Annotated in this window: 23 protein-coding genes; 15 read left to right on the forward strand and 8 right to left on the reverse strand. The window is 52.5% G+C overall.

All coding sequences use genetic code 11. The annotated features are described in order from the left end of the window. Positions 1-35 precede the first annotated feature (35 nt). The 3 genes from SR894_RS14645 (at position 36) to SR894_RS14655 (ending at position 4292) form a co-directional block, all read left to right on the forward strand. Complete coding sequence (locus tag SR894_RS14645; protein WP_133729954.1) at positions 36-887, forward strand: ABC transporter ATP-binding protein; 852 nt, start codon at positions 36-38, stop codon at positions 885-887. A gap of 197 nt (positions 888-1084) precedes the next feature. Next, on the forward strand, positions 1085-2923 hold the full coding sequence (locus tag SR894_RS14650; protein ID WP_133729953.1) for a 3'-5' exonuclease: 1839 nt from the start codon (positions 1085-1087) through the stop codon (positions 2921-2923). Between the two features lie 376 nt (positions 2924-3299). Continuing rightward, the gene (locus tag SR894_RS14655) at positions 3300-4292 is read left to right on the forward strand and encodes an IS30 family transposase (protein ID WP_223289247.1); all 993 of its coding nucleotides are present in this window, start codon (positions 3300-3302) and stop codon (positions 4290-4292) included. Here SR894_RS14655 and SR894_RS14660 read toward each other — a convergent pair. The 6 genes from SR894_RS14660 to dctP all read right to left on the reverse strand — a co-directional run bounded on the left by SR894_RS14660 (position 4285) and on the right by dctP (position 9380). Then, positions 4285-4557 carry a PIN domain-containing protein gene (locus tag SR894_RS14660; RefSeq protein ID WP_223287983.1) on the reverse strand — a complete coding sequence of 91 codons (273 nt, stop codon included), beginning with the start codon at positions 4555-4557 and terminating at the stop codon, positions 4285-4287. The two genes, SR894_RS14655 and SR894_RS14660, sit on opposite strands and share 8 nt — an antisense overlap. After that, on the reverse strand, positions 4554-4796 hold the full coding sequence (locus SR894_RS14665) for a FitA-like ribbon-helix-helix domain-containing protein (protein ID WP_133729951.1): 243 nt from the start codon (positions 4794-4796) through the stop codon (positions 4554-4556). The genes SR894_RS14660 and SR894_RS14665 overlap by 4 nt, the downstream gene beginning before the upstream one ends. 86 nt (positions 4797-4882) lie before the next feature. Next, complete coding sequence (locus SR894_RS14670; RefSeq protein ID WP_133729950.1) at positions 4883-6229, reverse strand: serine hydrolase domain-containing protein; 1347 nt, start codon at positions 6227-6229, stop codon at positions 4883-4885. A 179-nt stretch (positions 6230-6408) separates the two neighbouring features. Continuing rightward, positions 6409-7728 carry a TRAP transporter large permease gene (locus SR894_RS14675; protein WP_133729949.1) on the reverse strand — a complete coding sequence of 440 codons (1320 nt, stop codon included), beginning with the start codon at positions 7726-7728 and terminating at the stop codon, positions 6409-6411. Beyond that, positions 7729-8241, reverse strand: coding sequence for a TRAP transporter small permease subunit (locus SR894_RS14680; protein WP_244286459.1), 513 nt, complete (start codon positions 8239-8241; stop codon positions 7729-7731). It lies immediately after the preceding gene. Positions 8242-8315: 74 nt separating this feature from the next. Continuing rightward, entirely contained in the window at positions 8316-9380 is a 1065-nt protein-coding gene (gene dctP / locus SR894_RS14685) for a TRAP transporter substrate-binding protein DctP (RefSeq protein ID WP_223287984.1), read from the reverse strand. 400 nt (positions 9381-9780) lie between these two features. Between dctP and SR894_RS14690 the strand changes: the two genes are divergently transcribed. From SR894_RS14690 to SR894_RS14735, 10 genes are all read left to right on the forward strand, one after another. Beyond that, positions 9781-10716 carry a 4-hydroxyproline epimerase gene (locus SR894_RS14690; protein WP_133729947.1) on the forward strand — a complete coding sequence of 312 codons (936 nt, stop codon included), beginning with the start codon at positions 9781-9783 and terminating at the stop codon, positions 10714-10716. Between the two features lie 79 nt (positions 10717-10795). After that, the gene (locus SR894_RS14695; RefSeq protein ID WP_133729946.1) at positions 10796-11734 is read left to right on the forward strand and encodes a dihydrodipicolinate synthase family protein; all 939 of its coding nucleotides are present in this window, start codon (positions 10796-10798) and stop codon (positions 11732-11734) included. A gap of 14 nt (positions 11735-11748) precedes the next feature. Continuing rightward, positions 11749-13053 carry an NAD(P)/FAD-dependent oxidoreductase gene (locus tag SR894_RS14700; protein WP_244286458.1) on the forward strand — a complete coding sequence of 435 codons (1305 nt, stop codon included), beginning with the start codon at positions 11749-11751 and terminating at the stop codon, positions 13051-13053. Between the two features lie 186 nt (positions 13054-13239). Continuing rightward, positions 13240-13905 carry a GntR family transcriptional regulator gene (locus SR894_RS14705; RefSeq protein ID WP_133729944.1) on the forward strand — a complete coding sequence of 222 codons (666 nt, stop codon included), beginning with the start codon at positions 13240-13242 and terminating at the stop codon, positions 13903-13905. 346 nt (positions 13906-14251) lie between these two features. Beyond that, positions 14252-15064 carry an ABC transporter substrate-binding protein gene (locus tag SR894_RS14710; protein WP_133729943.1) on the forward strand — a complete coding sequence of 271 codons (813 nt, stop codon included), beginning with the start codon at positions 14252-14254 and terminating at the stop codon, positions 15062-15064. 70 nt (positions 15065-15134) lie between these two features. Then, positions 15135-16913: a cis-3-hydroxy-L-proline dehydratase gene (gene lhpI / locus SR894_RS14715; RefSeq protein ID WP_133729942.1), complete on the forward strand. Its 1779-nt coding sequence runs from the start codon at positions 15135-15137 to the stop codon at positions 16911-16913. A 3-nt stretch (positions 16914-16916) separates the two neighbouring features. Further along, positions 16917-17582, forward strand: coding sequence for an amino acid ABC transporter permease (locus SR894_RS14720; protein WP_133729941.1), 666 nt, complete (start codon positions 16917-16919; stop codon positions 17580-17582). Between the two features lie 10 nt (positions 17583-17592). Further along, positions 17593-18261: an amino acid ABC transporter permease gene (locus SR894_RS14725; RefSeq protein ID WP_208862626.1), complete on the forward strand. Its 669-nt coding sequence runs from the start codon at positions 17593-17595 to the stop codon at positions 18259-18261. Further along, positions 18254-18976, forward strand: a complete 723-nt coding sequence (locus SR894_RS14730) for an amino acid ABC transporter ATP-binding protein (RefSeq protein WP_133729940.1) — start codon at positions 18254-18256, stop codon at positions 18974-18976. Before SR894_RS14725 ends, SR894_RS14730 begins: the two co-directional genes overlap by 8 nt. Before the next feature lie 8 nt (positions 18977-18984). Next, complete coding sequence (locus SR894_RS14735; RefSeq protein WP_133729939.1) at positions 18985-20019, forward strand: trans-3-hydroxy-L-proline dehydratase; 1035 nt, start codon at positions 18985-18987, stop codon at positions 20017-20019. A 103-nt stretch (positions 20020-20122) separates the two neighbouring features. On the opposite strand, the gene SR894_RS14740 is transcribed toward SR894_RS14735, so the two are convergent. Together SR894_RS14740 and SR894_RS14745 are read right to left on the reverse strand one after the other, a co-directional pair. After that, positions 20123-22186 (reverse strand): TonB-dependent siderophore receptor, encoded by a 2064-nt coding sequence (locus SR894_RS14740; RefSeq protein WP_223287985.1) that lies wholly within the window; start codon positions 22184-22186, stop codon positions 20123-20125. Between the two features lie 267 nt (positions 22187-22453). After that, complete coding sequence (locus tag SR894_RS14745) at positions 22454-24313, reverse strand: putative bifunctional diguanylate cyclase/phosphodiesterase (RefSeq protein ID WP_223287986.1); 1860 nt, start codon at positions 24311-24313, stop codon at positions 22454-22456. A 456-nt stretch (positions 24314-24769) separates the two neighbouring features. Between SR894_RS14745 and SR894_RS14750 the strand changes: the two genes are divergently transcribed. Then, a complete protein-coding gene (locus tag SR894_RS14750; RefSeq protein WP_223287987.1) occupies positions 24770-25489 on the forward strand; it encodes a Crp/Fnr family transcriptional regulator in 720 nt (239 codons plus the stop codon). Positions 25490-25687: 198 nt separating this feature from the next. After that, complete coding sequence (locus SR894_RS14755) at positions 25688-26401, forward strand: Crp/Fnr family transcriptional regulator (protein WP_133729935.1); 714 nt, start codon at positions 25688-25690, stop codon at positions 26399-26401. Positions 26402-26504: the final 103 nt, after the last annotated feature.

Genomic DNA, 26504 nt, shown 5'->3' on the forward strand with positions numbered 1-26504 from the left:
TTCTGCCTGCTTAAACAACCCCAATGAGCACATTCATGACACAGCCTTCTCATCAGCCACCTCGCTTGACGGGCGAAGCCCTGCACGCGGGCTATGACACTCGACGTGTACTGGATGGTGTCGACATTGCGATTGAGGAAGGCAAGCTCACGGTGCTTTTGGGGCCCAATGGCAGTGGCAAGTCGACGCTGCTGAAAACCCTTGCCCGTACGCTTATGCCTAGTGGCGGGCATGTGTATTTGGACGGTAAGGATATCCATCGCAGCAAAACGAGAGAGGTCGCCAAGCGTCTGGGAATTCTGCCCCAAGGCCCGGTAGCGCCTGAGGGGCTGAGCGTAAAGCAGTTGGTGGGAATGGGGCGTTTTCCGCATCAAGGGTTATGGCAGAAAAATGCTCAGCAGGACGCAGAAGCTATTCGTGAGGCCATGGCGTATACCCGCGTGACGGAGTTTGCCGAGCGCAACGTCGATGCGCTCTCCGGCGGCCAGCGCCAGCGCTGCTGGATTGCCATGGTGCTGGCCCAGCAAACCGACCTGATCCTGCTTGATGAGCCCACTACTTTTCTGGATCTGAAGGTACAGGTAGATTTGCTGGAACTGCTTTCGCGCCTGGCCCACGAGAAAGGCCGCACCCTACTACTGGTACTCCACGATCTAAACCTGGCCGCCGCCTATGCCGATCAGTTAGTGATGATGTGTGATGGCCGTATCGTCACCAGCGGCGCACCTAGCGAGGTCTTTACCGCAACCAATCTCAAGCGCGTCTTTGACCTTGATGCCCATGTCATCCACGACCCTGAAAGCGGCAGCCCGATTTGCGTACCGCGTAAGCGTAGCCAACCCGCCACTGAACATAATGCCCATCACCAGCAACGCTTTGTATCGTGATACTTGAACACGCTAATCAACCCGCCAAGGATCAATAATTGGAAAGGTGCAACCAGCATGCTGGTCATCCCGCACCAAAATGGAAGGCGATATAAAGAGGTAATTAGTTGTGCCGGGCTCACTCTGTTATTAAGATGATTTAGCGATCACGCATCTAATAAGCAGCAGGCAACACCGCTTTTACGGAACACTACAATATGGCTACCATCCTTCCAGCGTTAAGCACCATTACCCGAATGACCAGCGGCGAACGTCGTTTTGGTCAACGGCTGGAAAGCCTCCTGGAAGATAACTATCTAGTTTGGTACGACATTCCGATTGGGCGGCAGCGCCGATATCCGGATTTTATTCTGCTATACCCTAGTCGCGGTCTGCTCTTTCTAGAAGTCAAAGATTGGAAAATTGACACCCTGCGTTCGATGACGCCAGAACGGGCGGAAATCGTCACAAACGAAGGGCTCAAAACCGTCAGCAACCCTTTGCAGCAAGCTCGGCAGTGTTCATTTACCGCCATTAACCAATTGGAACGAGATCCTCAGCTTACTCAAACCAACACACGCTACAAGGGTAAACTTTGCTTCCCATATGGCCACGGCGTCGTCTTTCCCAATATCACTCGTCGCCAGTGGAATGAGGCTGTCAGCGCAGAAGATCAGGAACGAATACTCCCCGCCCATCGGCTTATCTGTAAAGATGAGATGCTCCCCACGACCGATCCAGAAGCATTTCAGCAGCGCTTGTGGGGTATGTTTGATTACAACTTTGGCGGGGAGCTAAGCGTACCACAAATTGATCGGATTCGTTGGCAGCTGTTTCCAGAAGTACGCATTGACTCGCCAACTCAAGATCTCTTTGACGACGAAGAAGATACTCAGCACGCTGTTGAAATGATTCCGGATGTCGTACGCGTAATGGATCTTCAGCAAGAGCGGCTGGCACGCAATATGGGCGATGGCCATCGTGTGATTCATGGGGTGGCGGGCTCTGGCAAAACACTGATCTTAGGCTATCGCTGCCTGCACTTGGCTCAGGCTGTCCAAAAGCCAATGCTCGTGCTGTGCTTCAACATTACGCTTGCAGCTCGATTGCGCAAGTTCATTGCCGAAAAAGGCATTGCGGAAAAAGTGCAGGTTCATCACTTCCATGAGTGGTGTAAGCGGCAGCTTGATACCTACGATATCAAAACGCTGCCTGGCAGCAAGCCCGCTTACGAAAGGCAGGTAGAAAGCGTGATTAACGCAGTCGACGAGGGGTGGATACCTCGTGCTCAATACAGCGCGTTAATGATTGATGAAGGCCACGACTTTGAACAGGCTTGGCTAAAGCTTGTAGTACAGATGATCGACCCCACCACCAACTCGTTATTACTTCTCTATGACGATGCCCAATCAATTTACCAGAAGCAGTCTTTAAAATTTCCGCTCTCTACAGCAGGCATTCAGGCGCGTGGGCGAACGACTATCTTAAAGCTAAACTATCGTAATACTCGGGAAATTCTTACCTTCGCCTACGATTTTGCTAAAGACTTTCTACAATCCCACGATGCGGACGACGACCATATCCCGCTGATTAAACCAGAAGTGGCGGGTGTTAGCGGCCCCACTCCCGCCTTTCGCCTGCGCCACAATAAAGAGGACGAAGCTCGCTATATCGCTCACTGCGTGAAACGTTGGCGTGAAGACGGCAGCGAGTTAAACAGTATTGCCATTATCTATGCCCACAACACTCAAGGTAAACGCTTCCATAGTGCCCTTCAGGAAGCGGGTATTCCTAGTCGCTGTCTCCAAGATGCCGCCACCAAACGAGAGTATGACCCGATGGCCGATGAGGTAGTGCTGCTTAGCCGACAGAGTAGTAAAGGGCTGGAATTTGATACTGTGCTGCTATGTGGCGTGGGTGAACTTGCCGACAATGAAGAGCGCTATGCCCAAGAGACTCGCCTATTGTACGTCGGTATGACCCGCGCCCGCCGTCGCTTAATGATAACCAGCAGCAAGTTAAACGCATACACTGAACGGCTGGCCGAGCTGGCCTAAGGTGTACCATTTGATGGGCTGGAAGCGCGGCGGATAAGCCCACTACTTCTCTAGGTCTGTAGATACAGATTGTTTAGCAACACTGTGCTTCGTCAGCATTGAAGACGCTACTCGACTCGCCAGGGATCAATAATGGAGATGCCTAAATGCTCGAAATCTTTCACATTGCGGGTAGCAAGCTGGGCGTGGTGCTGCTGACAAATGGCGGCGATTTGAGCATCAGCAGAATGCACTACCCGGCCGGAACGCTCGCTGTCGGCAACTAACGTTGCATCCTGGATTCATAGAATAACCGCAGCACTTTGGACCACAAGGTAGAGGCAGGAGGGTCAGCGCCGGTACCCTCTCTGCCTTACCTACCAAAGTGAAGCAGAGCATGGGATACCGACAACTGACCCAGAGCCAACGATACCAAATTTTTGCCTATCTTGAGACCGGCATTAGCCAGCGAAAGATAGCTAAGGCGATTGGTGTCCATAGCAGTACCATTAGTCGCGAGATAAAGCGCAACGGTCTGACCAGTGGTTATGCGCCTGAACAGGCTCAATCGGCAAGTGATCAGCGTCGACGCACTGCCTGGAAAGTGACGAAGCGGCTGCCCAGCCTGATTCGCTGGGTCACTGACCAATTGATGGACGAATGGAGCCCTCAGCAAATCAGTGGCTTCATGGCCAATGCCAACGGGGTCTGCGTAAGCCATCAATGGATCTATGCGTTAATCTGGGACGACAAGAAGCACGGTGGAACCTTATGGAAACGGCTCCGACTGCCACGCCAGCGGCGCTATCAGCGCCAATTGGCTAAGCGGGCGGGGTTAGGCAAAATCCCGCACCGAGTAGGCATTGAGCAGCGCCCTGCCAAGGTGGAAGAACGGCGCCATATCGGCCATTGGGAAGGCGACACGGTGCTTAAGGGCCACAAAGAATCTGGACTGGTGACCCTGGTCGAAAGACGCAGTGGCTACCTCTTGGCAGCGCGGCTGCCAACAATCACCGCCACTAGAACGGCTCAGGCAATGACGCGGTTATTGGCACCACGCCGAGGGGCAGTGCACTCCATCACTTTGGATAATGGGTCGGAATTCGCTGAGCACCGGAAAGTTGCCAAGGCCGTCTCGGCTAAGACCTATTTTTGCGACCCGTACCGCTCATGCCAGCGTGGTACTAATGAAAACACCAATGGTCTGATTAGGCAGTATTTTCCTAAAGGTACTGACTTTCGCAAAGTGACCAATGCCGAGCTACGAAGTGTCGTCAATAAGCTAAACGATAGACCAAGGAAGCGACTGGGATACCGAACCCCAGCGCAGGTGTTCTTAGGCGAATACTTAGGAGCACTAGAAACCGCAGGTGCTGCACTTACTAGTTGAATCCAGGATAATAGGCAGCGGCTACTTCATCAAAAGGTAAAACACGGTCGGTAAAGTCTTCTTCAAACATCTCGGCGGCTAGCTGTGCAAAGCGCTGCTTACGCTTGCCATCAGGCAAACGTTCAATGCCGTAAAGAATTTCGGCCACGGTAATAGCGGTTATCGTGACGCCGAGAGGCTCCTCAGCATTAAGCCAATTAACTACCCTCATATTGGGCGCAGGGCGCATCAATTCCGACAATATGTTGGTGTCAAGAATAATCACGACTCAAAGTCCGCGGCTCTTGGCTTTTCCTCACGTTTTGGCAACGCTAATTCCAATTCGCCCTCAGCGGCAAAACGCTGATGAATGCGACTTCCCAACCCACCCTGTTGTGGCTTTACTAACGCCTTGCGAAGAATAAGCCGTACCTCTTCTTCCATAGAATGCCCATGGCTCGCCGCTTGAACGCGGAGCTGCGCTTTGAGTTCATCATCCAAATTACGCACCGTTATAGTTGCCATTTGCACACCCTTTTCATTGCTAACACTGACATCATTGATTGCAATGATAGCACATGATGAAATACGGAACGGCGGGCAGCCCTGACCTAAGGGGCTTTCTCCAACAAATACTCAGCCACTGCCTGATAAGCTGGGAGTGAGGTGGGGTCGTTGGCGGCATTGCCTGCCACCGGGTGTGATGCAAAGCGCACTATTACCATCTCCGCGGTGGGGTCGATGTATATCGTTTGCCCATGCACACCGCGGGCAGCAAATGCACCATGGTCGTTATGCAGCGACCACCACATGCCACGGTAACTGCCGCCAGGTAAATAGCGGTAACCTGCAGCGGCAAACGCTTGCCTGTCACCCCCTTGACGAATACGTTCTATCGCCGCAGCAGGAAATAGCCGTTCTCCGTCAATAACACCTTCACTCAGCACCAACTGTCCTACTCTGGCCATATCCCTCAGGCCTGCACTTAAACCACCACCAGCAAACGGTGTACCGATGGAGTCAACGGTAAAGTAGCCATCCTGCTCGGCGCCTATGCGTTGCCAAATTCGCGATGACAGCAACGACGTCACTGACTCGCCCGTGGTGCGCGCAATTACCCAACCGAGCGCATCGGTATTGATTGTTTTATAGCCAAACACCTGACCATGCTCACCTTCCGGCTGTACGGTGGCTAAATACTCATAGTAAGTGCGTGGCCCAGAGTAGCCTTCAGGCTTGAGGAGCGGGCTTGCCGCTGCGTTGTAAGCCCAAATTTCCGCATTGGGGTCGCTGTAATCTTCGCTATAGGCAAGGCCTGTGGTCATTTCTAGCAACTGCTGCACGGTGGCATTGCCAAAAGCGCTATTGGCCAGTTCTGGCAATATGTCGCCGACGAGCGCCTCTTCATCCAACGCTCCTTCCGCTACCAGTATTTCCCCCAACAGGCCGGTCATCGACTTAGTCACCGACATTGCCCCGTGCTGGCCCGCCTCATCTAAACAGCCAGCGTAGTACTCATACACTACTTGCCCCTGATGAAGAATCAGCAGGCCATCAGTGTAGTTCTCGTTCAGCGACGCCTGCCACGTCATGGGTTCACTACCGTCAAGCGGGGTAAACATCACACCGTTGATGGCGTCATCCAGCGCGTAGGTAAGCGGCGAAGGTGACCCTAACCCACGGCTTACCTGTTTAGTGGGCAGCAATTCGCGGAAGTGGCACACCGTCCAGCGCATTTTAGGAAAGCTAAAGTAATTGGAGTCAGGTTGGCCAATTACCCGTTCAGAAACAGGCGGAAATCCCTGCATCCAGCCCAACCGGTTAGGGTCTGATTCCTCGGCGCTTAACACGTCAGCCTGCGCAGCGGCGGTGTCTACCCACTTAAGCAACATGACGGACAACACGGCGGGAAGCGCAAACGGCAATGCTAAGACGAACCGACGGGATAAACGTGGCATAACCGACTCCTGGGTGGGCTGTTCTGCACAAAGGTGGACAGTCAGCGTCCTCAGTATAGCTAGAAATACACCTTATTTTCTTTGAATGGCGAGATTTAATACATCGGTTAATGGAGTAAGTACATTTATCGGTGATCGGTAAGCAATTTCTCACCGATCACCTTCGGTAGCACTTAGCTTTAAAAGCCCACTATCTTATCAGGCAGCCATGTAGCCATTGCTGGGAATAATGCCACCACCGCCAGTGTTAGCAATTGCACCGCGATAAATGGCAGGACACCTCTACACATTTGCCCATAGGTAATATCGCTGGGTGCAATCGACTTTAAATAGAAGATTGACGATGCCATAGGCGGAGTCAGGTAACTAGTTTGGATAGTTACCAACACTAGCGTGGCAAACCAAATAGGATCAATACCCAGCTGTTTGATGATAGGGGTGAATATTGGTACGCAGATTAAAACAATCGATGTCCAGTCAAGGACAAACCCCAGTAAGAAAGTGACGGCTAGAAAAAATAGGATGACACCTGTTGTACCACCACCCAAGCCACTAGCTATTGCGGACACCATCTCGCCGCCACCATTGACTGCGAAGATGCCAGTAAACATCGTGCCCCCAGCCACAATAAGCAGAATCATAGCTGTAATGCGCACCGTTAGTGATAGAGAATCAACCAATGAAGGCATGGTGATTCCACCATTGATGACAGCTAGGATCACTGCGCCAGCAACACCAACGGCAGCAGCTTCTGTGGGTGACGCGATACCACCCAACAGCGACCCAAGTACCGCAAACATTAATAGCAAAGGTGGCACTAAAGCTCTAAGCGTAATGCTGATTTTAATGCTAAGAGGTTTATCATCATTAACGGCCGTAGCGGCAGGGCCATCTTGAGGCCGCAACCAACAACGCCCAATGATATAAAGAGCGAAAAGAGACAACATCAAGATGCCGGGAAAAATAATCGCTGCAAATAACGCGCCGATGGATAGTTGAGCAAGCGCCGCATATACGACAACAATGACCGTAGGTGGAATAATCGTGCCTAAAGAGCCGCCTGCACAAATAGTCCCCGCAATCAGCGAATTGTTATAGCGGTAAGCTCGCATGGCAGGTATAGCCATTAATCCAATCATTATCTCTACCGCACCAACGACGCCAGAGGCCGCCGCAAATATGGCCGCCATGGCAATCGTGGTGAGTGCCAACCCGCCAGGTAATCGACCAATCCACATTTGAATAGCATCGAAGAGGTTTTTGGCTATACCCGATTTCTCAAGTATCGCGCCCATAAGCACAAAGAGTGGAATTGAGGAGAGAACGTAATTAGATGAAGCGCTATAAATACTGCCGTAAAGTTGCTGAAAAATAATAGGCCCAAAGGCGAACCAGCCAGCCACTAATGAGACGGTAATCAGTGAGAAAGCAACAGGAATACCCATAAAGATTAATAAGAACAGTCCTGGGAACATCAGGGCAGCCGTCATGGTATCCATTTAGTTGGCCTTATTATGATGGGTATTATCAATAAACGAACGCAGCCCAATCACCAGAACTTGTAGTGCAAGAAGCGTCAAGCCGAAGGCAATACAGGTGTAAAACGGCCACATTTTAGGTGCCCATGTACTGACCATTTCAACTTCATTGGTTGTGAAGGCTGATAGCGATTTTTTCCAGCCAAACCAGGCGACAAGCGAAAGGGTGGGGAATAACACAACGATATAAGCGATTCCCGTGATAATACGAGAAATACGTTTGGGCATAAGGCTGCTTAAAACATCCACTTTAACGTGGCCATCTACCTGCGCTGTCCAGGCGACACCGAGCATAAACGCAATGCCTGTGGCCATATACGAGATATCGAAAGCCCAGATGGTAGATGCATTAAAAACGTAGCGAGCGATTACTTCATATAACATCGCCACCGCTAAGATAATGAGCGCCAACTTACTTAGCCAAGCCGATATTTTTGACAGCTGATCCACTAAATTAAAAAACATAATAGTCATCACTCATATCGGTACATTGATCATATGTATAACTCCCTGGGAAGGCGTAGGTGCCTTCCCCTGGCAGGTTTATATTAATCGGTGATGAGGTAGTCTTTCTGAGCATTCCAGCGCGCTTGATAGGCTTGGTAATTTTCTAAAATTTCTTCCATGGCTGGATTACCAGCATCACTCTCTGCCGCTGCCCGGGCAGCGATCCAAGCACGACCATTCTCCGATAGCTCTTCAACAAAGCCATCGTCCAAGCTGATCACTTCGTTTTTACCGGCACGGTAATCTTCCATGGCGATTAGGTCGTTATGGTAGAAATTGCTAAGGCCTTCGTAGGTCGTCAATTTGGCAGCTGACTCAATAAGCTGCTTTAAATCGTCAGGCACTTGATCCCATGTATCCTGACGAACAACGACTTCCCATAGAAATGTGGGTTGATGCACGCCGGGCACGATGATGTAACGGGCTGCTTCATGAAAACCTTCAGGATAATTGCTGGAAGGGGTTGCCCATTCAATGGCGTCAACGCCTTTACGTTGTAACAACGTATAGATATCACCGGGCGGCACAACGGTAGGCACCGCATTGTAGTACTCCCGCACAACTTCAGCCCACGGCCCGGAAGTACGGTACTTTAAGCCGTCCAGGTCATCAGGCCCGTTAATGGGCACGTTGGAGTGAGCAAATATTTCTGTAGAACCAATTCCCACGATCAATGAATGCAGCCCTTCGCTAGCGCGAATTTCTTGCAGCGCTTCTTGGCCGCCCCCTTCGTAAATCCAGTTGATATACGGCTGTGGTCCCATGCCGCCTGGAAACCCAGCAAAAATTGCGTTGATAGGATTTTGATTAACTAAGTAACTAGGGGTGGAATGACCAGCCTCTACGGTGCCTTCTTTGACCGCATCATAGACCTGCAGTGCAGGCACAATCACACCTGCGCCAAAAGGCCTGATATCAACTCTCCCTGCGGTAAGCATCTCTGCATTGTCAGCGAACCGCTGAAGAAAGTTTTCATAAAACGGTGAGCCTCCCGGTACTGAAGTGGGTACTCGCCACTCAACGTCGGCAGCATAAACGGGAGAAGAAAGCGCTATTGCTGCTATAACGCAAGAAAGCCACTGCTTTGTATTTAAATCTGTTTTCATAATCGCTCACCTTTCTAAGCATTAGTTTTTAGTTATATCTCCCTGAAAAAGGCTTATCGCGCCATCCAAAATGGGTAAGTCACGAACTCACTAAGTCCTGTGATTAGTTTCCGCCTCTTCTTTTGGTATAAGATATACAAAAATTCATTGCAAGAATTTATTGACATAAAAACTAAAATTTTACTTACAATTATTTAAATTCAATGACTTATTAGTGATAGAGGCGTTTATCGCCGATTTTTGCTCGACTACCCATCTAGCCGAGGCCATGCCACTGCCACCCAGTCTAGGCTTCACAACAAATTTTGAATATTGTATAAGATATAAAAAAACAGCGAATAGACGGGTAAGCTGCTATCTTCACCATTAATCACCTATATCCAAAAACCGCAGGTGCCCCATGAAACGCATACGTGTGATTGATTCCCATACGGCGGGTGAACCGACAAGGCTAGTCATGGAGGGGTTTCCCTTACTGCCTGGCACCACTATGGCGGAAAAGCGTGACGCTCTGCGCACATCCCATGATCAGTGGCGGCGCGCCTGCATGTTAGAGCCTCGCGGGCATGATGTGCTGGTGGGGGCGCTTTACTGTGCACCTGAATCGCCGGATGCGACCTGCGGGGTCATCTTCTTCAACAATACCGGGTATCTGGGCATGTGCGGCCACGGCACTATAGGGCTGGTGGCCTCCCTGCATCACCTGGGCTTGATATCATCTGGCGATCACAAAATCGACACGCCAGTTGGCCCGATCAGTGCAACCCTGCATGACGACGGCGCCGTTACCGTGCGCAATGTGCCCGCCTATCGCTATCGCCAGCAAGTGCCCTTGGAGGTACCAGGCTTCGGGCGGGTACACGGCGATATTGCCTGGGGTGGCAACTGGTTTTTCCTGATTAGCGACCATGGTCAATCACTGACCCTCGACAACGTCGAAGTGCTGACTAACTTCACCTGGGCCGTTCGTCAGGCGCTGGAGGCTGCGGCCATTACCGGCGAAGACGGCGGCCTGATCGATCATATCGAGCTGTTTGCCGATGACGCCGTGGCTGATAGCCGTAATTTCGTGCTCTGCCCTGGCAAGGCGTATGACCGCTCCCCCTGTGGCACTGGCACCAGCGCCAAGCTGGCGTGCCTGGCGGCGGATGGCAAGCTGGCGCCCGGCGCAACCTGGGTGCAGGCAAGTATCTGTGACAGCCAGTTTGAGGGGTACTACGAATGGGAGGGTGATCGCATTCGCCCCTACATTAAGGGTCGCGCCTACCTGAGCGCCGACACCACCCTTTTGATTGATGAGCAAGACCCATTCGCCTGGGGAATCACTGCCTCGTAATCAATGACAACGCCTGCCCCACTTTCGAACCCAGCGCCAACTCCGTATAGCTGATAACACCAAACGAAAAGGAACAACGATGAGCGATAACATTTTTACTGGCTGCATACCGGCGTTAATGACCCCTTGCAGCGCTGACCGCCAACCCGATTTCGATGCCCTGGTGGCTAAAGGCCGTGAACTGGTGGATCTGGGAATGAGCGGCGTGGTGTATTGCGGCTCAATGGGTGACTGGCCATTACTTAGCGAAGCGCAACGCCAGGAGGGTGTCGCGCGCTTGGTTGAGGCAGGCGTTCCCACCATTGTGGGTACCGGAGCCATCAACACTCGTGAAGCCGTCTCCCATGCGGCTCACGCAGCCAAAGTTGGCGCTCAAGGGCTGATGGTGATTCCCCGGGTGCTTTCAAGAGGCACCTCGGCGGCTGCACAGAAGTCACACTTTTCGGCCATTTTGGATGCGGCGCCCAAGCTACCTGCGGTGATTTATAACAGCCCCTATTACGGCTTCGCCACACGTGCCGACTTATTCTTTGAACTACGCCACAAATACTCGAACCTGATTGGCTTCAAAGAGTTTGGCGGCGCCGATGACCTCCGCTATGCCGCGGAAAACATTACCTCTCAAGACGAAGATGTCACTCTGATGGTCGGTGTCGATACCACTGTTTACCACGGCTTCGTCAATTGTGGTGCCACGGGTGCTATTACCGGGATTGGCAATGCGCTTCCCCGAGAGGTATTGCAGCTTGTCTCGCTCAGCCAACAGGCCGCCAAAGGGGACGTCAAAGCACGGCGTTTAGCCATGGAGCTAGAGGAAGCACTAGGTGTGCTCTCTTCTTTCGACGAAGGCGGCGATCTGGTTCTCTACTACAAGCACCTGATGGTGCTCAACGGCGATGCTGAATACGCCCTACACTTTAATGAAACCGATGCGCTCAACGATTCGCAGCGTCATTATGTGGAGTCCCAGTACGCGCTGTTCCGCACTTGGTACGCGAGCTGGTCTGCCTCGCTATGAAACCAGGAATTGCCATGGACGCACACCCACAGGCAACCAGCGATCCCAATGTGGAGGCTGATATCATCGTTATCGGTGCCGGTATCATTGGTACGGCTTGTGCCCTATCGTTAAGTCAACAAGGGTGGCGCGTCGTGGTGCTGGATAGTCAGCCGCCCGGCATGGGTGCTTCCTATGGAAACGCCGGACATATGGCAACGGAGCAGGTATTCCCCATTGCCGATGCCGCCATTGTGAAGCAACTTCCCAAAATGCTGCTGGATCCGATGGGGCCACTGCGGTTGGATTGGCGCTATGTGCCGAAGGCACTACCCTGGTTCACTCGGCTACTCTGGAACCTGCGTCAAGCTCCTTATCAAGCCAGCGTCGCCGGTATTCGTGCGCTTAATGAGCAGAGTTTGGCCGCCTGGCAACGGCTACTCGACAGCATCGATGGCAGGCACTTACTCAAAGAAGAGGGCTCCTTCCTGGTATACGAAAAAGCCGACAATGCCGACGAGTTAGAGGCGCTGCGGGCACGTATGGTCGAGCAGCAAGTCGCGGTGGAACGTTGGTCAGGCGATGCCATTCGCGACGTTGCCCCTCAGTTGTCGGATAACATTCAAGGGGGCCTATTTTTCCCAGGCACCGCCCATGTCATCAATACTTGGCAAGTGGTTAACTCTCTGGTTCAGGCCGCCAAAGCGAACGGCGTACAGTTCCGGCAGACAACCGTAGCGTCAGGGAGTGTGAATGGTCACTGCGTTAGCTTGCAGACGGATAGCTCAACTACCCTGACAGCCTCCAAAGTGCTGATCGCCTGCGGGGCTCACTCGGCCAAACTTACCTCTGCGCTGACGGGCACCAGTATTCCGCTGGATACTGAGCGGGGCTACCATCTAATGCTTCCCCATGAGCGGGAACGGCTACCGGTAGCGATTACGTCATTGGAGCGCCGCTTTATCATGACACCAATGGAAGAGGGGTTACGCTTGGCAGGTACCGTTGAATTTGCGGGCCTTCAGCGGCCAGCCAATATGCAGCGTGCCTGGCAGCTACATAAACTCAGCCAGGGGTTATTTAGAAGTGAGCTGGATATTACTGACGCCAAACCCTGGATGGGCTTTCGCCCTTCCCTACCCGACTCTTTGCCGATTATTGACAGTGTCCAAGGCGGTAGAGTCTTGCTGGCCTTCGGGCACCACCACCTTGGCCTGACGCAAGCGGCACTGACAGCAGAAATCATCGCCAATCTAGCGACACAAGGAGAACGTCACCCTAGCGCAGCCAATCATGCCGTGGCCGACTTATCACCTTATCGAATAAGCCGATTTACCTGATTGGAAACCGAACGCAGGCATTGCTAAAAACGTCAGTATTTATCTAGGTCCTGTTGATGTTTCACCCGTGGCCGCGCTGGAGCCCAACGCCTTTTTGACGCAAAAAATAAATTGCATAATTCTGGGTTGGTATACAGTATCTGGTATATTCCTCTCAACTACGGACTCTCATCGTTGCCACTTATCATGTTTAACGCACCTAATCTTGGCATTACGCCCTCGGCATCTGAGGTGATCGTAAAACACCTGCGCGAAGCCATTATTGCCGGCCAGCTCGAAGAGGGTGAGCCAATACGCCAGGATGATATTGCCAATAAATTCAATGTTAGCAAAATCCCTGTACGGGAAGCTCTGAAGCGTCTGGAAGCAGAGGGTTTGGTGCTTTTTCAGCGCAACAAGGGCGCCGTTGTGACGAAGATCTCTGAACCCGAGCTCGCCCAGATGTTTGAAGTTCGCGTCCTGCTCGAGGTAGAAGCTATTCGTCTGGCAGTCCCCAATATGAGCCAAACCACCTTCGACAATGCTGAGCGCATTTGCGACGAGTTCAATAATGAGGACAATGTGGGCCGCTGGGCCGCACTGAACTGGGAGTTCCATGCCTGCCTCTACGAGCCTGCACAACGCCCCTTCATGATGAGCCTGATACGCTCTATCCACGATAAGGTGGAGCGCTATCTCCGCTTACAGTTGAGCTTGTCCAAGGGCAAGGCACGCGCCGACAAAGAGCACCGCGCTATTATTGCCGCTTGCCGCAAAGGCGACGCCGACGAAGCAGCTGCACTGGTTGAACGCCATATTATTGGTGTGTGTCGAACACTCTACGACCATCTACCTAATCGGCTTGCTGAGTAGCCACTGACTTCTCAGAAAAGATTTAGATCACTAAACCTTGCCCTCTTTATTCTCCGGGTAGCGGTGTTCGAATCGCTACCCAACTTCCCAGTATCTGTTGTTTGATTCTTGCGTGATCTGTTTCAACGCTGAGGCTCCAAAGCGCTGATAGAGCGGTTTTTACCTGCACTCTTATTAACATTCCAGCTCGCACCGCCATTCAATTATTTTATTTAAACCAATTAAAACAATATCTTAAATTTAAATTTCAATTAACACACTCAAAACTTGCAAATCGTATCCGAAATAATAAATACTAAGTTTGCTGTCTCTAGCAGCCAAGCAAAGCCCACCTAGGAGGTCAAAAATGATAAACAAGACCGCTCCATTAGCGCTTTCCGCTATCTTGAGTGTATCCGTCATCGGTCAGGCACAGGCTGACAAGCTCGATGAAATAATTAGCTCAGGCACCCTACGTTGTGCCGTCACCCTCGATTTTCCCCCCATGGGGTTTCGCGACGATAACAACCAACCTGTCGGTTTCGATGTTGACTACTGTAATGACTTGGCCAATGTCCTCGAAGTCGATGCTGAAATCGTTGAAACACCTTTCCCCGATCGTATTCCTGCGCTGGTTTCTGGCCGCGCCGACGTTATCGTCGCCTCCACCTCTGACACCCTGGGGCGTGCCAAAACCGTTGGCATGACCATCCCCTACTTCGCCTTTCAGATGGTCGTTCTGACCCGTGAAGACACTGGTATCGAGCAGTACGATGATCTGCAGGGTCGTCCTGTCGGCAATACCAGTGGCACTTACGAAGCAATGGCGCTGGAAGAAGATGTAGATGAGTGGGGTGACGGCAGTTTCCGCGCTTATCAAACTCAGAACGACACCATTCTGGCCGTCGCCCAAGGGCACATTGATGCGACCGTTGTCACTAACACAGTCGCCTCCTCGACTCTCGAATCCGGCAAATATGAGGGGCTAAAAATTGCCGGCGAAGCACCCTATGTTATTGATTACGTTTCCCTGGCAGCTAACCGCACCGAGTATGGCCTTCTGAATTACCTAAATTTATTCGTGAACCAGCAGGTGCGCACCGGACGTTATGCGGAACTCTACGACAAATGGGTAGGCGGTGAGCCAGTCGATCTGACCGTACCCAACGTTTATTACTAATCGCTGAATAATAACAATGTATCGCGCGCCGCTCTGGTGGCGCGTTCTTCCCAACGAAAGAGATGACACTATGTCTGATGTTTCGCTCACCGGTCGTAGCCTGGTGCGTGGTTCAGCGCAGGGTGAATTACTGTATACCGACGTTGGCTTGAGCTTTTGGGGTGGTGTCGACCCGTTCAGCGGCGAGATAATTGACTGTCACCATCCGTTAAAGGGCCAGTGCCTTGCCGGACGTATACTCGCCCTGCCTAGTGGACGTGGCTCATGTACCGGCAGCAGCGTGCTACTTGAGTTGCTTACCGGTCAAAACGCGCCATCCGCCTTGATATTTGCCGAACAAGAAGAGATTTTGACCCTCGGTGTGATCATTGCCGAAACGCTATTTGAAGCCTCTATTCCGGTGCTGTTCGTCGGCCCCGAAGCATTTGCCACGCTGCGGCTAGGGCAATATGCACATATTGAAAATGAAAAAATACACCTTTCCGACATGCCTTCCCAAGAGTACTCAGCAGCAGAGGCCACCACCCGCTATTCTCAGCTATCCACCCTAGCCCCCTCCAGCCTAACGCTAAGCGATGATGACCAAGCGCTACTCGCAGGCCACTACGGTAAGGCAGCCCAGGAGGCTATGCGAATCGTGCTGCGAGTGGCCGAGCTCCAAGGAGCCGAGCAACTGATTGACATCAGCCAAGCGCATATTGATGGCTGCATTTATACCGGCCCAGCCAGTTTGCGTTTCGCTGAGCAGTTAGTGGAATGGGGCGCCCAAGTGCGCGTTCCCACTACACTCAATTCTATATCGGTTGATCAGTGCCGCTGGCGGGCGCAGGGCATCGACCCCGCTTTCGGCGAGCCTGCCAGCGCACTAGGCAATGCCTACATGGCCATGGGCGCGCAACTCAGTTACACCTGTGCGCCCTATCTACTCGACAGCGCTCCCAAAGCTGGCGAGCAAATCGTGTGGGCCGAGTCTAACGCCGTTGTATACGCCAATAGTGTGCTGGCGGCCCGAACGCTGAAATATCCGGACTATCTGGATATTTGCATCGCGTTGACGGGGCGCGCGCCCTTCATTGGAGCACATCGAAATCAAGGGCGTTTTGCCACGTTGCGTATTGACGTTAAGTCTCTCGATTCCCTGGATGATGCTTTCTGGCCATTGCTTGGGTATCACGTGGGGTTGCTTTGCGGCAGCGAGATTCCCTTACTTTGCGGCCTGGAGAACACAGCGCCCAGTCGCGACGATCTCAAAGCATTCTGTGCAGCCTTCGCAACCACCTCCGCCGCGCCGATGTTCCATATTAGCCAGATTACTCCGGAAGCGATGCGGGAGTCCCAGGCCCTCGGCGGCTTCCCGCCTTCACGTCATCTAACCATCGAGCCAGCTGATCTACTCGCTAGTTGGTACGAGCTGGATCATGCTGAAGCATCCCAGGTAGACCTTATCTCTTTGGGCAACCCCCACTTCTCGTTGAGCGAATGTGCGGCGCTGGCAGCGCTCTGTTCAGGACGTCGCAAACATCCGGATGTCGCCATGGCGGTCACGCTGGGGCGAGCGGTGTATGACGACGCCAGCGCGGCCGGATACATCACCACTCTGGAGCGCTTCGGAGCACAGCTTATCAACGATACCTGCTGGTGCATGCTGGGTGAACCCGTGGTGCCACCAACGGCGCGCACACTAATGACCAATTCGGGAAAATATGCCCACTACGCCCCAGGGTTAGTCGGTCGCCAGGTGCACTTCGGCAATCTTGCCGAGTGCGTCGAGACCGCATGCAGTGGAGAGGCCAGTGGTCGCCTGCCCACTTGGCTGACGGCCGTTGCGACTCGTCAAGGAGCACACTAAGCCATGTTTGATTATACCTTCCAATGGCGAACTGCCTTTAGGGCCCTGCCGGATATGCTCGAGGGCGCTGTTGTTACCTTTGAGACCGCAGCGCTATCGATGATCTTCGGCATCTTAATCGCCCTGGCGCTATTGGCGATGCGGGAGGCTCCTAATCCCGCAACACGAGCAGTAGCTGGCACCTGGGTATCAATCGCCCGCAATACGCCTGCGCTGTTCCAGATCTATATCGTCTATTTCGGTCTTGGCGCTATCGGTATGCACGTCAGCTCCTGGGCAGCCCTATTAGCGGGTATTACCTTTAATAACGCGGGCTATTTGGCTGAAAACTTTCGCGGTGGCCTTAAAGCAATACCCGACACCCAAGTTCGCGCAGCCCGCTCCTTGGGGATGAGTAGCTTCCAGGCCTATCGATTGGTGGTGGTACCGCAACTACTGCGCATCGTCTTTTACCCGATCACCAATCAGATGGTGTGGGCGGTATTAATGACATCGCTGGGCGTTATCGTTGGCCTGAATAACGATCTCACCGGCGTGACTCAGGATTACAACGTTAGAACATTCCGCACCTTTGAGTTATTTGCGCTGGCAGCGGTGCTCTATTACCTGATCGCCAAACTGATTGTAGTGATAGCCCGGCTGCTGGCCTGGCGGCTATTCCGCTATTGAGGGCCTGACTATGTTTTCAAATGGCTTTATGTTTTCAACTAGCTTCACCTGGAACGACCTGCTGTTTCTGCTTCAAGGGGCCTGGGTCACTCTATTACTGACGTTTTGGTCGATGCTGCTGGGCACCGTTATGGGCGTCTCTTGCGGGCTACTCCGTGCACTGCTGCCCCGTGCAACTATTCCGCTGGGGTGGTTTCTGGATATCTTTCGCAGCGTGCCGCTGCTGATCCAGTTTGTGCTGTTCAATTCGCTCAAGAGCATTGTCGGTTTGGACTGGAGCGCCTTTACCGTTGGCTGTGTCGTACTTGGCGTCTATGTAGCCGCCTTCTGCACCGAGATTGTGCGCAGCGGCGTGCTATCGGTGCCCCAGAACCTACGTTTAGCCAGCCGTTCGCTGGGCATGACCTACTGGCAAGATCTGCGCTACGTAGTGATGCCATTAGCAACGCGTGTCGCTTTTCCCGGCTGGCTGAATCTCTCCCTCTCAGCCATGAAAGACACCGCGTTAGTGATGTGGATCGGCATCATTGAATTACTCCGTGCCTCCCAGGCCATCGTCACACGCATTCAGGAGCCACTGCTGGTGCTGTGCATCGCAGGGCTTATCTATTACCTCATCAGCTTGGTGGTTTCCCGCCTAGGCGCCCAAGTGGAAAAAAGGTGGCAGCAGAATGATTGAGATCGAAAAAGTACATAAGTCGTTTAAAGACCTGGAAGTGATCAAAGGCGTTGACCTAACCGTTCAAAAGGGCGAAGTGGTCTCGATTGTAGGGGGCTCCGGCTCGGGGAAGTCAACTTTGCTGATGTGTATCAACGGGCTGGAAAATATCCAGGGCGGATCAATCAGGGTTGATGGCACCGAGGTACATGCCAAGGGCACCGACATTAATAAGCTGCGGCAGAAGATTGGCATTGTTTTCCAGCAATGGAACGCCTTTCCGCACTTGAATGTGCTGGAGAATACTATGCTCGCGCCACGCAAAGTGCTGGGTAAGAGTCGAGCGGAAGCTGAAGAATTGGCCGTTAAGCAACTCACCCATGTGGGCCTTGCCGATAAACTCAAGGTATTTCCCGGTAAGCTCTCTGGTGGCCAGCAGCAGCGTATGGCAATTGCCCGTGCACTGGCCATGTCACCGGACTATATGCTTTTCGACGAGGCTACCTCGGCACTTGATCCGCAATTAGTTGGCGAAGTACTTGATACCATGCGCCTGCTGGCCGAAGACGGCATGACCATGATTCTGGTCACCCACGAAATCCCTTTCGCCCGTGACGTATCCGACCGTGTGGCCTTTTTCCGCGAAGGCCTCATTCATGAGATTGGCCCTCCCGATCAAGTGATCGATAACCCGCAGAAGCCAGAAACAGCCGCCTTTCTCAAGTCAGTGGTCTAGAGGTTTACATGCGTTCAAGCAAAGTCATTCATGTTGTCAGCTGTCATGCCGAGGGAGAAGTCGGAGACGTCATCGTCGGTGGCGTCGCCCCACCACCTGGCGATACGTTATGGGAGCAATCACGCTGGATTGCACAGGATGAAACCCTGCGCAATTTCATGCTCAACGAGCCACGCGGGGGCGTATTTCGCCATGTCAATCTACTGGTGCCGTCAAAAGACCCTCGTGCCCAGATGGCGTGGATCATCATGGAACCCGCCGACACACCACCGATGTCCGGTTCTAATTCGCTCTGTGTCGCGACGGTGCTGCTCGATAGCGGCATTCTGCCTATGACGGAGCCTGTCACCCATTTGGTACTGGAAGCGCCAGGGGGGCTGGTTGAGATTACCGCGCAATGCCGAGACGGCAAGGCCGAGAAAGTTGAAGTGCGTAACGTAGCGTCCTTTGCCGACAAAATTGACCGCTGGATCGAGGTTGAAGGGATAGGATCGCTGCAAGTCGATACCGCCTACGGGGGCGATAGCTTCGTCATCGCGGACGCCCAACAGCTGGGGTTTTCACTGCATGCTGATGAAGCAGCCGATTTAGTCACCACCGGCCTTAAGATTACCCATGCTGCCAATGAACAGCTGGGGTTTACGCATCCATTGAATCCAGAATGGTCACATATATCTTTTTGCCAAATAGCGGCACCGGTGAGCCACGAAAGCGGTGTAGCAACCGCCACGAATGCAGTGGTGATTCGTCCTGGTAAGATTGACCGCTCTCCCTGTGGCACCGGCTGCTCTGCACGCATGGCGGTGCTGCACGAGAAAGGCCAATTGAAGGTTGGAGAGCGCTTTATCGGCAGATCAATTATTGGCTCGACGTTTGATTGCCGAATTGAAGGCCAATGCGATATGGAGGGTCGACCAGCAATTATCCCCAGCCTAGCTGGCCGGGCCTGGATTACTGGTACTCATCAACATTTACTCGATCCCAGCGACCCATGGCCAGAGGGTTATCAGCTTTCAGACACCTGGCCGAGAGATTTAACATAGACTGAAACATCCGAAAATTACTAGTCATTAACTCGCCCACTACCTGCGTCATCCGCAGATAGTGGGCACTCATTAAATAGGGATTTTAGTTCGAGATAGCCCTTTACCAGCTATATTTAACGCTGCCAATCACACTGCGGGATTCACCGTAGTAGCACCAGTACTCACAGCTGGCCACGTACTCTTTATCGGTGAGGTTGTTGACGTTGACCTGGGCCTGCCAACCGTCAGCAAACTCATAGCCCACCATGGCATCGACCAGGGTGTAGCTATCCACTGCCGTGTTGTCGGCGACGCTGGTATCAACGGTGCTGCCCACATAACGCACACCACCACCCAGGGTCACGCCATTTAACGCGCCGCCGGTGAAGGCGTAATCCAACCAAGTTGATGCCTGGTGGCGCGGGATTAACGGCGCACGGTCATCATCTTCCAGGCGAGAATCGGTATAGGTGTAAGCCGCGGTGACTTTCAAGTCATCGGTAAGGTAGCCAACGCCTTCCAGCTCGAAGCCCTGCGAGGTGCGTTCACCTTCTTGCACCTGGAAACCTGCGGGAGAGTTCACCAGCGTATTGCTCTCTTCCAAATCGAACAGCGCCGCCGTTACGTAACCATCCCAACCGAAGGGAGCTACCTTCACACCGGCTTCCCACTGGCGACCTTCGCGAGGATCATAAAGCTCGCCATCGCTGTCCACCCGGCCCAGCGGGTCAAAGGACTCGGTGTAGCTTATGTAGGGGTTAACACCATTTTCACCCAGGTACATAGCACCACCCGACCAAGATACTTGATCGTCATCCGAACGCTGGGTCGTTCCCGCCGTTAAGTTACTGTTTTCGGTTTCTGCTTGGTCATAGCGCACACCGCCCAGCAACACCCAGCGGTCATCAATACGTAACTGGTTCTGTGCATATAAGCCGGTTTGCTCTTTGTCGATTTCGCGGGTGAGAAGATCATCCGCTCCTACCGGGGTAAAGTTGCCATAAGTGGGGTTGAAGATATCGATAGGGTCACCGAAGGGGAAAGGATCCGCTTCTTGGCCGCTCACGCCGAGGTTTTGATAATCCGCTCCCAGCAATAAGGTGTTCTCGGTGCGGTCGGTGTACCAAGTCCCTACCATACGGTTATCGACTGTCCAGCTGTCGATTGAGCCATCACGGTAAACATGGCCGCGGGCCGCCTGCCGCTCATCAGCCATAAAGAAGGCGTAGGTGCTGCGCAGCTCCAAATCCAGCTCGCTGTAGCGTAAATCCTGCTCGAAGCGCCAGGTATCGTTAAGGCTATGGCGCAGCTCGTAACCTAATGCCCACTGGGTGCGCTCATCTTTATCATAACCCGGCTCGCTGAGGTTGGTTTGCGGGTCGACACGACCAAAGGGCGTGTTATCCACGGTGCCATAGGGCAGCTTGAAGGAATTCACCGGGACGCCATCGTCTTTTTGCACGCTGGCCAGGAACGTGACGGTCGTATCGTCGCTGAAGTCTACCGCCAGGCTCGGGGCAAAGTAGTAGCGCTCGTTATTTGTGGCGTCTAAATCGCCATCGCGCTCTTTATAAAGACCCACTAAGCGATAGCGTACATCGTCAGACTCCCCCACCGGGCCACTGGTATCAACCCCGACTTGGCGATGGTTGCGGTTACCGAGCTGCAGGTTCACCTCGCCTTGGGGTGTTTCGGTCGGGCGCTTGCTCACCGCATTAATCAAACCGCCAGGAGGAGCCTCGCCGTAAAGAATCGATGAGGGGCCTTTGAAGACATCCACTCGTTCCAAGCCATAAGGCTCGGGCAACCACTGATAAAATCCTTCGCGGTAGATACGCAGACCATCTTGGTAAGTCGATTGATCAAAACCGCGCACCTTGAACCAATCGGTATTGTTGTCGCTACCGTAATGGCCCGACAGCACGCCCGCGCGATAGCGGAACGTTTCATCCAGCTGTTGGACGTTACGGGTTTCCAACTCTTCACGGTCAACGCTTGAGACCGGACGTGGCGTCTCTACTAGCGGGGTATCGACTTTTAGCGCCGTGGCCGTGACCACCACGGTATCGTTGGAAGTGGTTTCTTCCTGAGCATAGGTAGATACGCAAAAGAGCGCCGCAGTGACGGGGATCAGTGCGGAAATAGAGCGCGCCAAAGGACGACGAGCAAACGGCAGACGAGGCATGATAGGATCTCAGTAGGAATTAGGAGCAAAGAGAAAACAGAGCAACAAACATCATGATAATCGTTGTTATTAGTATTCATGATAGTGCTTTTGGATAGCTGCTTTCAATTGCTTAGTGCGGGGATTTTCAACGCTACTCGATAGTGAGACAGATACTCAAAAGGAGCTTGAACGCAGCTTATTACGCTTGTTTATCGCTGGAAGGTGATAGACATCTTGGTTCAACAATACCGGGAGGGAGAGGTGGATCTTTATTTGGGCGGGCGTTTACTTAGAGCTTAAGATGTTACCAGGCGCTGCAGCGCTGTGTTTCAACCGGAAATCGCCAGCTACGAGTAACGCTTGGTAATCGTTGGCCGAAAGCGGTTTACTGAATAAAAAGCCCTGGGCACCATCGCAACCTTGCAGTATAAGATGATCCAGCTGTGCCTGGGCCTCAACGCCTTTGGCGATGACACGCAAAGCCAAACCCTGTCCAAAATTGATAAGGGCTTTGATAAAATTGAGGTTCTCTAAACTTTCTAGCATGTCATGGACAAAGCAGGGCGCAATGTTAATCGTGTTGATTGGAAAGCACTTCAATCGCTTCAGGCTCTCGCTCCCGGCGCCAAAGTCGTCAATGGCAATACGTATTCCTAAATTATTCAATTCAACCAGGGTCGCTATTACGGCCTCGTCCTGGTGATACATGAGGCTGCTTTCGGTGACCTCTACCTCTAAAAAATGTGCGTCTAACCTCGTTTCAGACAGCATCTCAGTAATACGAGCGGGTAACGACCTATCGCGCAGCTCCATGGCCGACATATTCACCGCAATAGGCACAATTTCAAGGCCCTGCTCACGCCAACGCTGTAACTGATGACAAGCCTCACACAGTACCCAGTGCCCAATAGGGCGAATAAGCCCACAAGCTTCTGCGACAGGCAAAAATGTCGAAGGCTGTAAAAGCCCCAGTGCTGGATTGCGCCAGCGAACCAACGCTTCGGTACTACACAAGTAACCGTTGGCAATGTCTATTCTGGGCTGGAATTCAAGAAAGAGCGCTTTTTCCTTCAGCGCCCAATGCAGTTGCAGCTCGATTTGGCTACGTTGCTCTCTCAGCTCATTCATGTCTGCTCTGAACAGCTGGAAATGGTTAGAACCGCTACCCTTCGCATGGTACATAGCCGTATCAGCATTATTGAGCAAAGTTCGCGCATCGCTGCCATGATTGGGATAGAGACTGATGCCGATACTGGTCGTAATATGCAACTCATGGTTATCAATTCGATAGGGCACCGCTAAGGCACTAAGGATTTTCTGCGCAATCCTGGCAGCATCCTCCGGTTCTTCAATCTCACTTAGCAACACTACGAATTCATCGCCGCCCTGGCGGCATATTGTATCTGTATCCCGAACACATTCGCTAAGTCGACCAGCAACCAATTGTAAGAGCGTATCGCCTACCGCATGGCCTAGCGAGTCGTTGATAGGCTTGAAAGCATCAAGGTCCAGGTATATCAGCGCGACCTGATGCTGATGCCGTTTTGCCAGACCTATAGCCCTAGAGAGGCGTTCTGCGAGCAGGACACGGTTGGGCAACCCGGTGAGAGAGTCATGTTGTGCCTGATGGGCCAGCTTCAACGATTGGGCAGGCGATTGGCAGGCATCATGGAATACAATGACCGCCCCCTTAGTGCAACCGGCTCGATCATGGATGGGCGCCGCTGAGTCTTCAATGTTCAACTGGCTCCCGTCTTTGCGAATCAACACACAGTCCATAGCGAGCCCAACTGTTCGATTTTCGTCTATGGCACGCTGCGCAGGATTAGGGGCTGTCAGGAACGTATGACCATCAGCGAGTGTAAGCACCTGCGACAAGGGCTTACCAAGCGCATCGATACTCATCCAGCCAGTCAGGTTTTCAGCAACGCGGTTGAGGTAGGTAACGCGGCACTCTAGATCCGTCGTTATGACGGCATCGCCAATTGAATTTAGCGTCGACTGAGCCCACTCTCTAGCGTCCTGTAAAGCGGATTCAGCTTCACGCAATCGGGCTTCAGCATGTTCCAGATCGATGGGATGATTGTATTGACAAATATCTCCTATATGGCAGCTAGCGATTAGCATGTACTTTTTTAACGCCATCGATCTGCCCCTTATTCTCTAGAACGCCAGTCTCCTACTTTCAAACAAACGGAGGGCATCTTTTTTACCGATGAAAAAGCCATTTAGAGTTTAAAAATTAAACAGATAGCGCTGCGCTCCTAGCAGCGCATCGTGGAACATCCTGTATTGGCATTTCCGTTACCTCACCCAGTTTAACGCTACAGGATAACGCCGTAACTGAATGTGCGCTGGCGTACATAATAGATGGTGTGACTCAAAACTCACCTTTTAGGCCACCCTATTCGGTTTATAGAGGTATGCTTAAACACGACTAGGTTCGGTAGCGTACAGATTTTATATGCCAGCCTTCTAAATCAAGGTCTATTGCGCTTAATTTTTTGAAATATATGCATATTTATTGATACACGAGTAAGTGCCGCAGGTATCAGGCAATCAGAACATGCGCTACAGCCAACCAGAGGGGCAGAGATTTCTATGCAAGACACTGAAGGTTTGCGCAAGAATGCTCTACTTGGCCTGCTATCAGAAGAAGAGCTAACCCATTTGCTGCCACATTTTGAGAGGGTGGAGCTGACATTAGGACAATCACTGTCTGAGTCAGGCATGCAAATGAGTCACGTCTACTTTCCACTTGATGCCATCGTTTCGCTGCTTTGTGTAATGGAAGATGGCGCCTCGACGGAAATTGCAGTAGTGGGCTATGAAGGGATCGTTGGCGTTTCTCTGTTCATGGGCGGAGAGACCACCCCCAGCCGAGCGATTGTGCAGAGTGCCGGCGCTGCTTATCGCCTAAAGGGGCAATTACTCAAAAACGAATTTTATCGCGCTGGCCCCATGCAGAAAATACTGCTGCGCTATACCCAAGCCTTGCTGACGCAAATGGCACAGACAGCGGTATGCAATCGCCATCACAGCGTCGATCAACAGCTATGCCGCTGGCTGTTGCTCAGCCTTGACCGGCTGCAGGGTGATAAACTGATTATGACCCAGGAGCTCATTGCCAATATGCTGGGCGTGCGCCGCGAAGGGGTGACCGAGTCCGCTGGGAAACTCCAGCGAGCAGGACTAATTGCCTACAACCGCGGGCATATCACTGTCCTTGACAGGCCAGGGCTAGAGAAGCGGGTCTGCGAGTGCTATGCGGTGGTTAAGCGCGAGTACGACCGCCTACTCAACCACCATAACGTAATGTAATCCTTCAGCCCGCACCATCAACCTCCCTGTAACCAACATTCCCATGCTATGTACGCTAGCGTGCCGACGCTTGATTTACTGAATGTTAATATACACATAGCCCGTCACTTCACTTATGACAGCTTATCTGCAGCCGACATCAAAATGATTTAATCCTTCATTGTGCCGTTTGCCAGGTTCTTTCAACCGGAGAGGCACATGGCGTCTATTTTAAACGTTTCCGCTGCCAATCAGCTGCTTGCTAAGCTGCCGGAAATCGAACAACGAGCCTTTATGGCGGAGTGTCAAACAGTGCAGCTTGCTTTTGGAGAAGTCCTGCTCCAGCCCGCCGAGATTTTTACCCACGTCTATTTCCCCATCGACAGTTTTATTTCGTTGATTAACGTCATTGACGCTGACAACCGGCTTGAAGTCGCAATGGCAGGCCGGGAGGGTATGTTAGGTATACCCCTGGTACTCAATGTCAAAGAATCTCAATCGATCGCTTTGGTTCAAGGCGCGGGGTCGGCCCTTCGCATGACTGCTGAAAGCTTTCAGCGTCTACTATTCTCCAGCCCCGTATTACATCAGCGCCTGAAGCGCTATATCTATGTTGCGATGAGCCAATTGGCGACATCTGCGGCGTGTAACCACTTCCATCGGATTGAAGAGCGCCTCGCCCGCTGGTTGCTGATGACTCAGGATCGTGCGGGGGCTGATCAGTTGAATCTGACCCACGAGTTTCTGGCCATGATGCTCGGGGTTAGACGGGCCGGCATTACCCTGGCAGCGATAGCCCTGCAGGCACATGGCCTAATCCGCTACCAGCGTGGAACCATCACAGTGCTTGATCGGCTAGGTCTGATCGAAGCGTCCTGCGAGTGCTATAGCAAAGACTGCGCGTTGTACGCCAAAATGTTGCCGGTGTTATAGAGGAAGAATGCGTAACTCTTGATCAAGCGTTTAATAAGTCCCTCCTCTGCAACGCCAACGGGCTACGTGAAGAGGCCATTGGTTGGCCTCTTCACTACGCAGC

The sequence above is a fragment of the Vreelandella neptunia genome (genome assembly GCF_034479615.1).
Classification (GTDB): domain Bacteria; phylum Pseudomonadota; class Gammaproteobacteria; order Pseudomonadales; family Halomonadaceae; genus Vreelandella; species Vreelandella neptunia.

What these genes read in the sequence shown, in the direction of transcription:
- dctP (WP_223287984.1), bottom strand. Translation starts at nt 9,380, where the DNA reads ATGAAAACAGATTTAAATACAAAGCAGTGGCTTTCTTGCGTTATAGCA.
- SR894_RS14730 (WP_133729940.1), top strand. Translation starts at nt 18,254, where the DNA reads ATGATTGAGATCGAAAAAGTACATAAGTCGTTTAAAGACCTGGAAGTG.
- SR894_RS14705 (WP_133729944.1), top strand. Translation starts at nt 13,240, where the DNA reads ATGTTTAACGCACCTAATCTTGGCATTACGCCCTCGGCATCTGAGGTG.
- SR894_RS14720 (WP_133729941.1), top strand. Translation starts at nt 16,917, where the DNA reads ATGTTTGATTATACCTTCCAATGGCGAACTGCCTTTAGGGCCCTGCCG.
- SR894_RS14690 (WP_133729947.1), top strand. Translation starts at nt 9,781, where the DNA reads ATGAAACGCATACGTGTGATTGATTCCCATACGGCGGGTGAACCGACA.
- SR894_RS14755 (WP_133729935.1), top strand. Translation starts at nt 25,688, where the DNA reads ATGGCGTCTATTTTAAACGTTTCCGCTGCCAATCAGCTGCTTGCTAAG.
- SR894_RS14745 (WP_223287986.1), bottom strand. Translation starts at nt 24,313, where the DNA reads ATGGCGTTAAAAAAGTACATGCTAATCGCTAGCTGCCATATAGGAGAT.
- SR894_RS14695 (WP_133729946.1), top strand. Translation starts at nt 10,796, where the DNA reads ATGAGCGATAACATTTTTACTGGCTGCATACCGGCGTTAATGACCCCT.
- SR894_RS14725 (WP_208862626.1), top strand. Translation starts at nt 17,593, where the DNA reads ATGTTTTCAAATGGCTTTATGTTTTCAACTAGCTTCACCTGGAACGAC.
- SR894_RS14645 (WP_133729954.1), top strand. Translation starts at nt 36, where the DNA reads ATGACACAGCCTTCTCATCAGCCACCTCGCTTGACGGGCGAAGCCCTG.
- SR894_RS14750 (WP_223287987.1), top strand. Translation starts at nt 24,770, where the DNA reads ATGCAAGACACTGAAGGTTTGCGCAAGAATGCTCTACTTGGCCTGCTA.
- SR894_RS14735 (WP_133729939.1), top strand. Translation starts at nt 18,985, where the DNA reads ATGCGTTCAAGCAAAGTCATTCATGTTGTCAGCTGTCATGCCGAGGGA.
- SR894_RS14700 (WP_244286458.1), top strand. Translation starts at nt 11,749, where the DNA reads ATGGACGCACACCCACAGGCAACCAGCGATCCCAATGTGGAGGCTGAT.
- SR894_RS14650 (WP_133729953.1), top strand. Translation starts at nt 1,085, where the DNA reads ATGGCTACCATCCTTCCAGCGTTAAGCACCATTACCCGAATGACCAGC.
- SR894_RS14710 (WP_133729943.1), top strand. Translation starts at nt 14,252, where the DNA reads ATGATAAACAAGACCGCTCCATTAGCGCTTTCCGCTATCTTGAGTGTA.
- SR894_RS14665 (WP_133729951.1), bottom strand. Translation starts at nt 4,796, where the DNA reads ATGGCAACTATAACGGTGCGTAATTTGGATGATGAACTCAAAGCGCAG.
- SR894_RS14670 (WP_133729950.1), bottom strand. Translation starts at nt 6,229, where the DNA reads ATGCCACGTTTATCCCGTCGGTTCGTCTTAGCATTGCCGTTTGCGCTT.
- SR894_RS14680 (WP_244286459.1), bottom strand. Translation starts at nt 8,241, where the DNA reads ATGACTATTATGTTTTTTAATTTAGTGGATCAGCTGTCAAAAATATCG.
- SR894_RS14740 (WP_223287985.1), bottom strand. Translation starts at nt 22,186, where the DNA reads ATGCCTCGTCTGCCGTTTGCTCGTCGTCCTTTGGCGCGCTCTATTTCC.
- lhpI (WP_133729942.1), top strand. Translation starts at nt 15,135, where the DNA reads ATGTCTGATGTTTCGCTCACCGGTCGTAGCCTGGTGCGTGGTTCAGCG.
- SR894_RS14655 (WP_223289247.1), top strand. Translation starts at nt 3,300, where the DNA reads ATGGGATACCGACAACTGACCCAGAGCCAACGATACCAAATTTTTGCC.
- SR894_RS14675 (WP_133729949.1), bottom strand. Translation starts at nt 7,728, where the DNA reads ATGGATACCATGACGGCTGCCCTGATGTTCCCAGGACTGTTCTTATTA.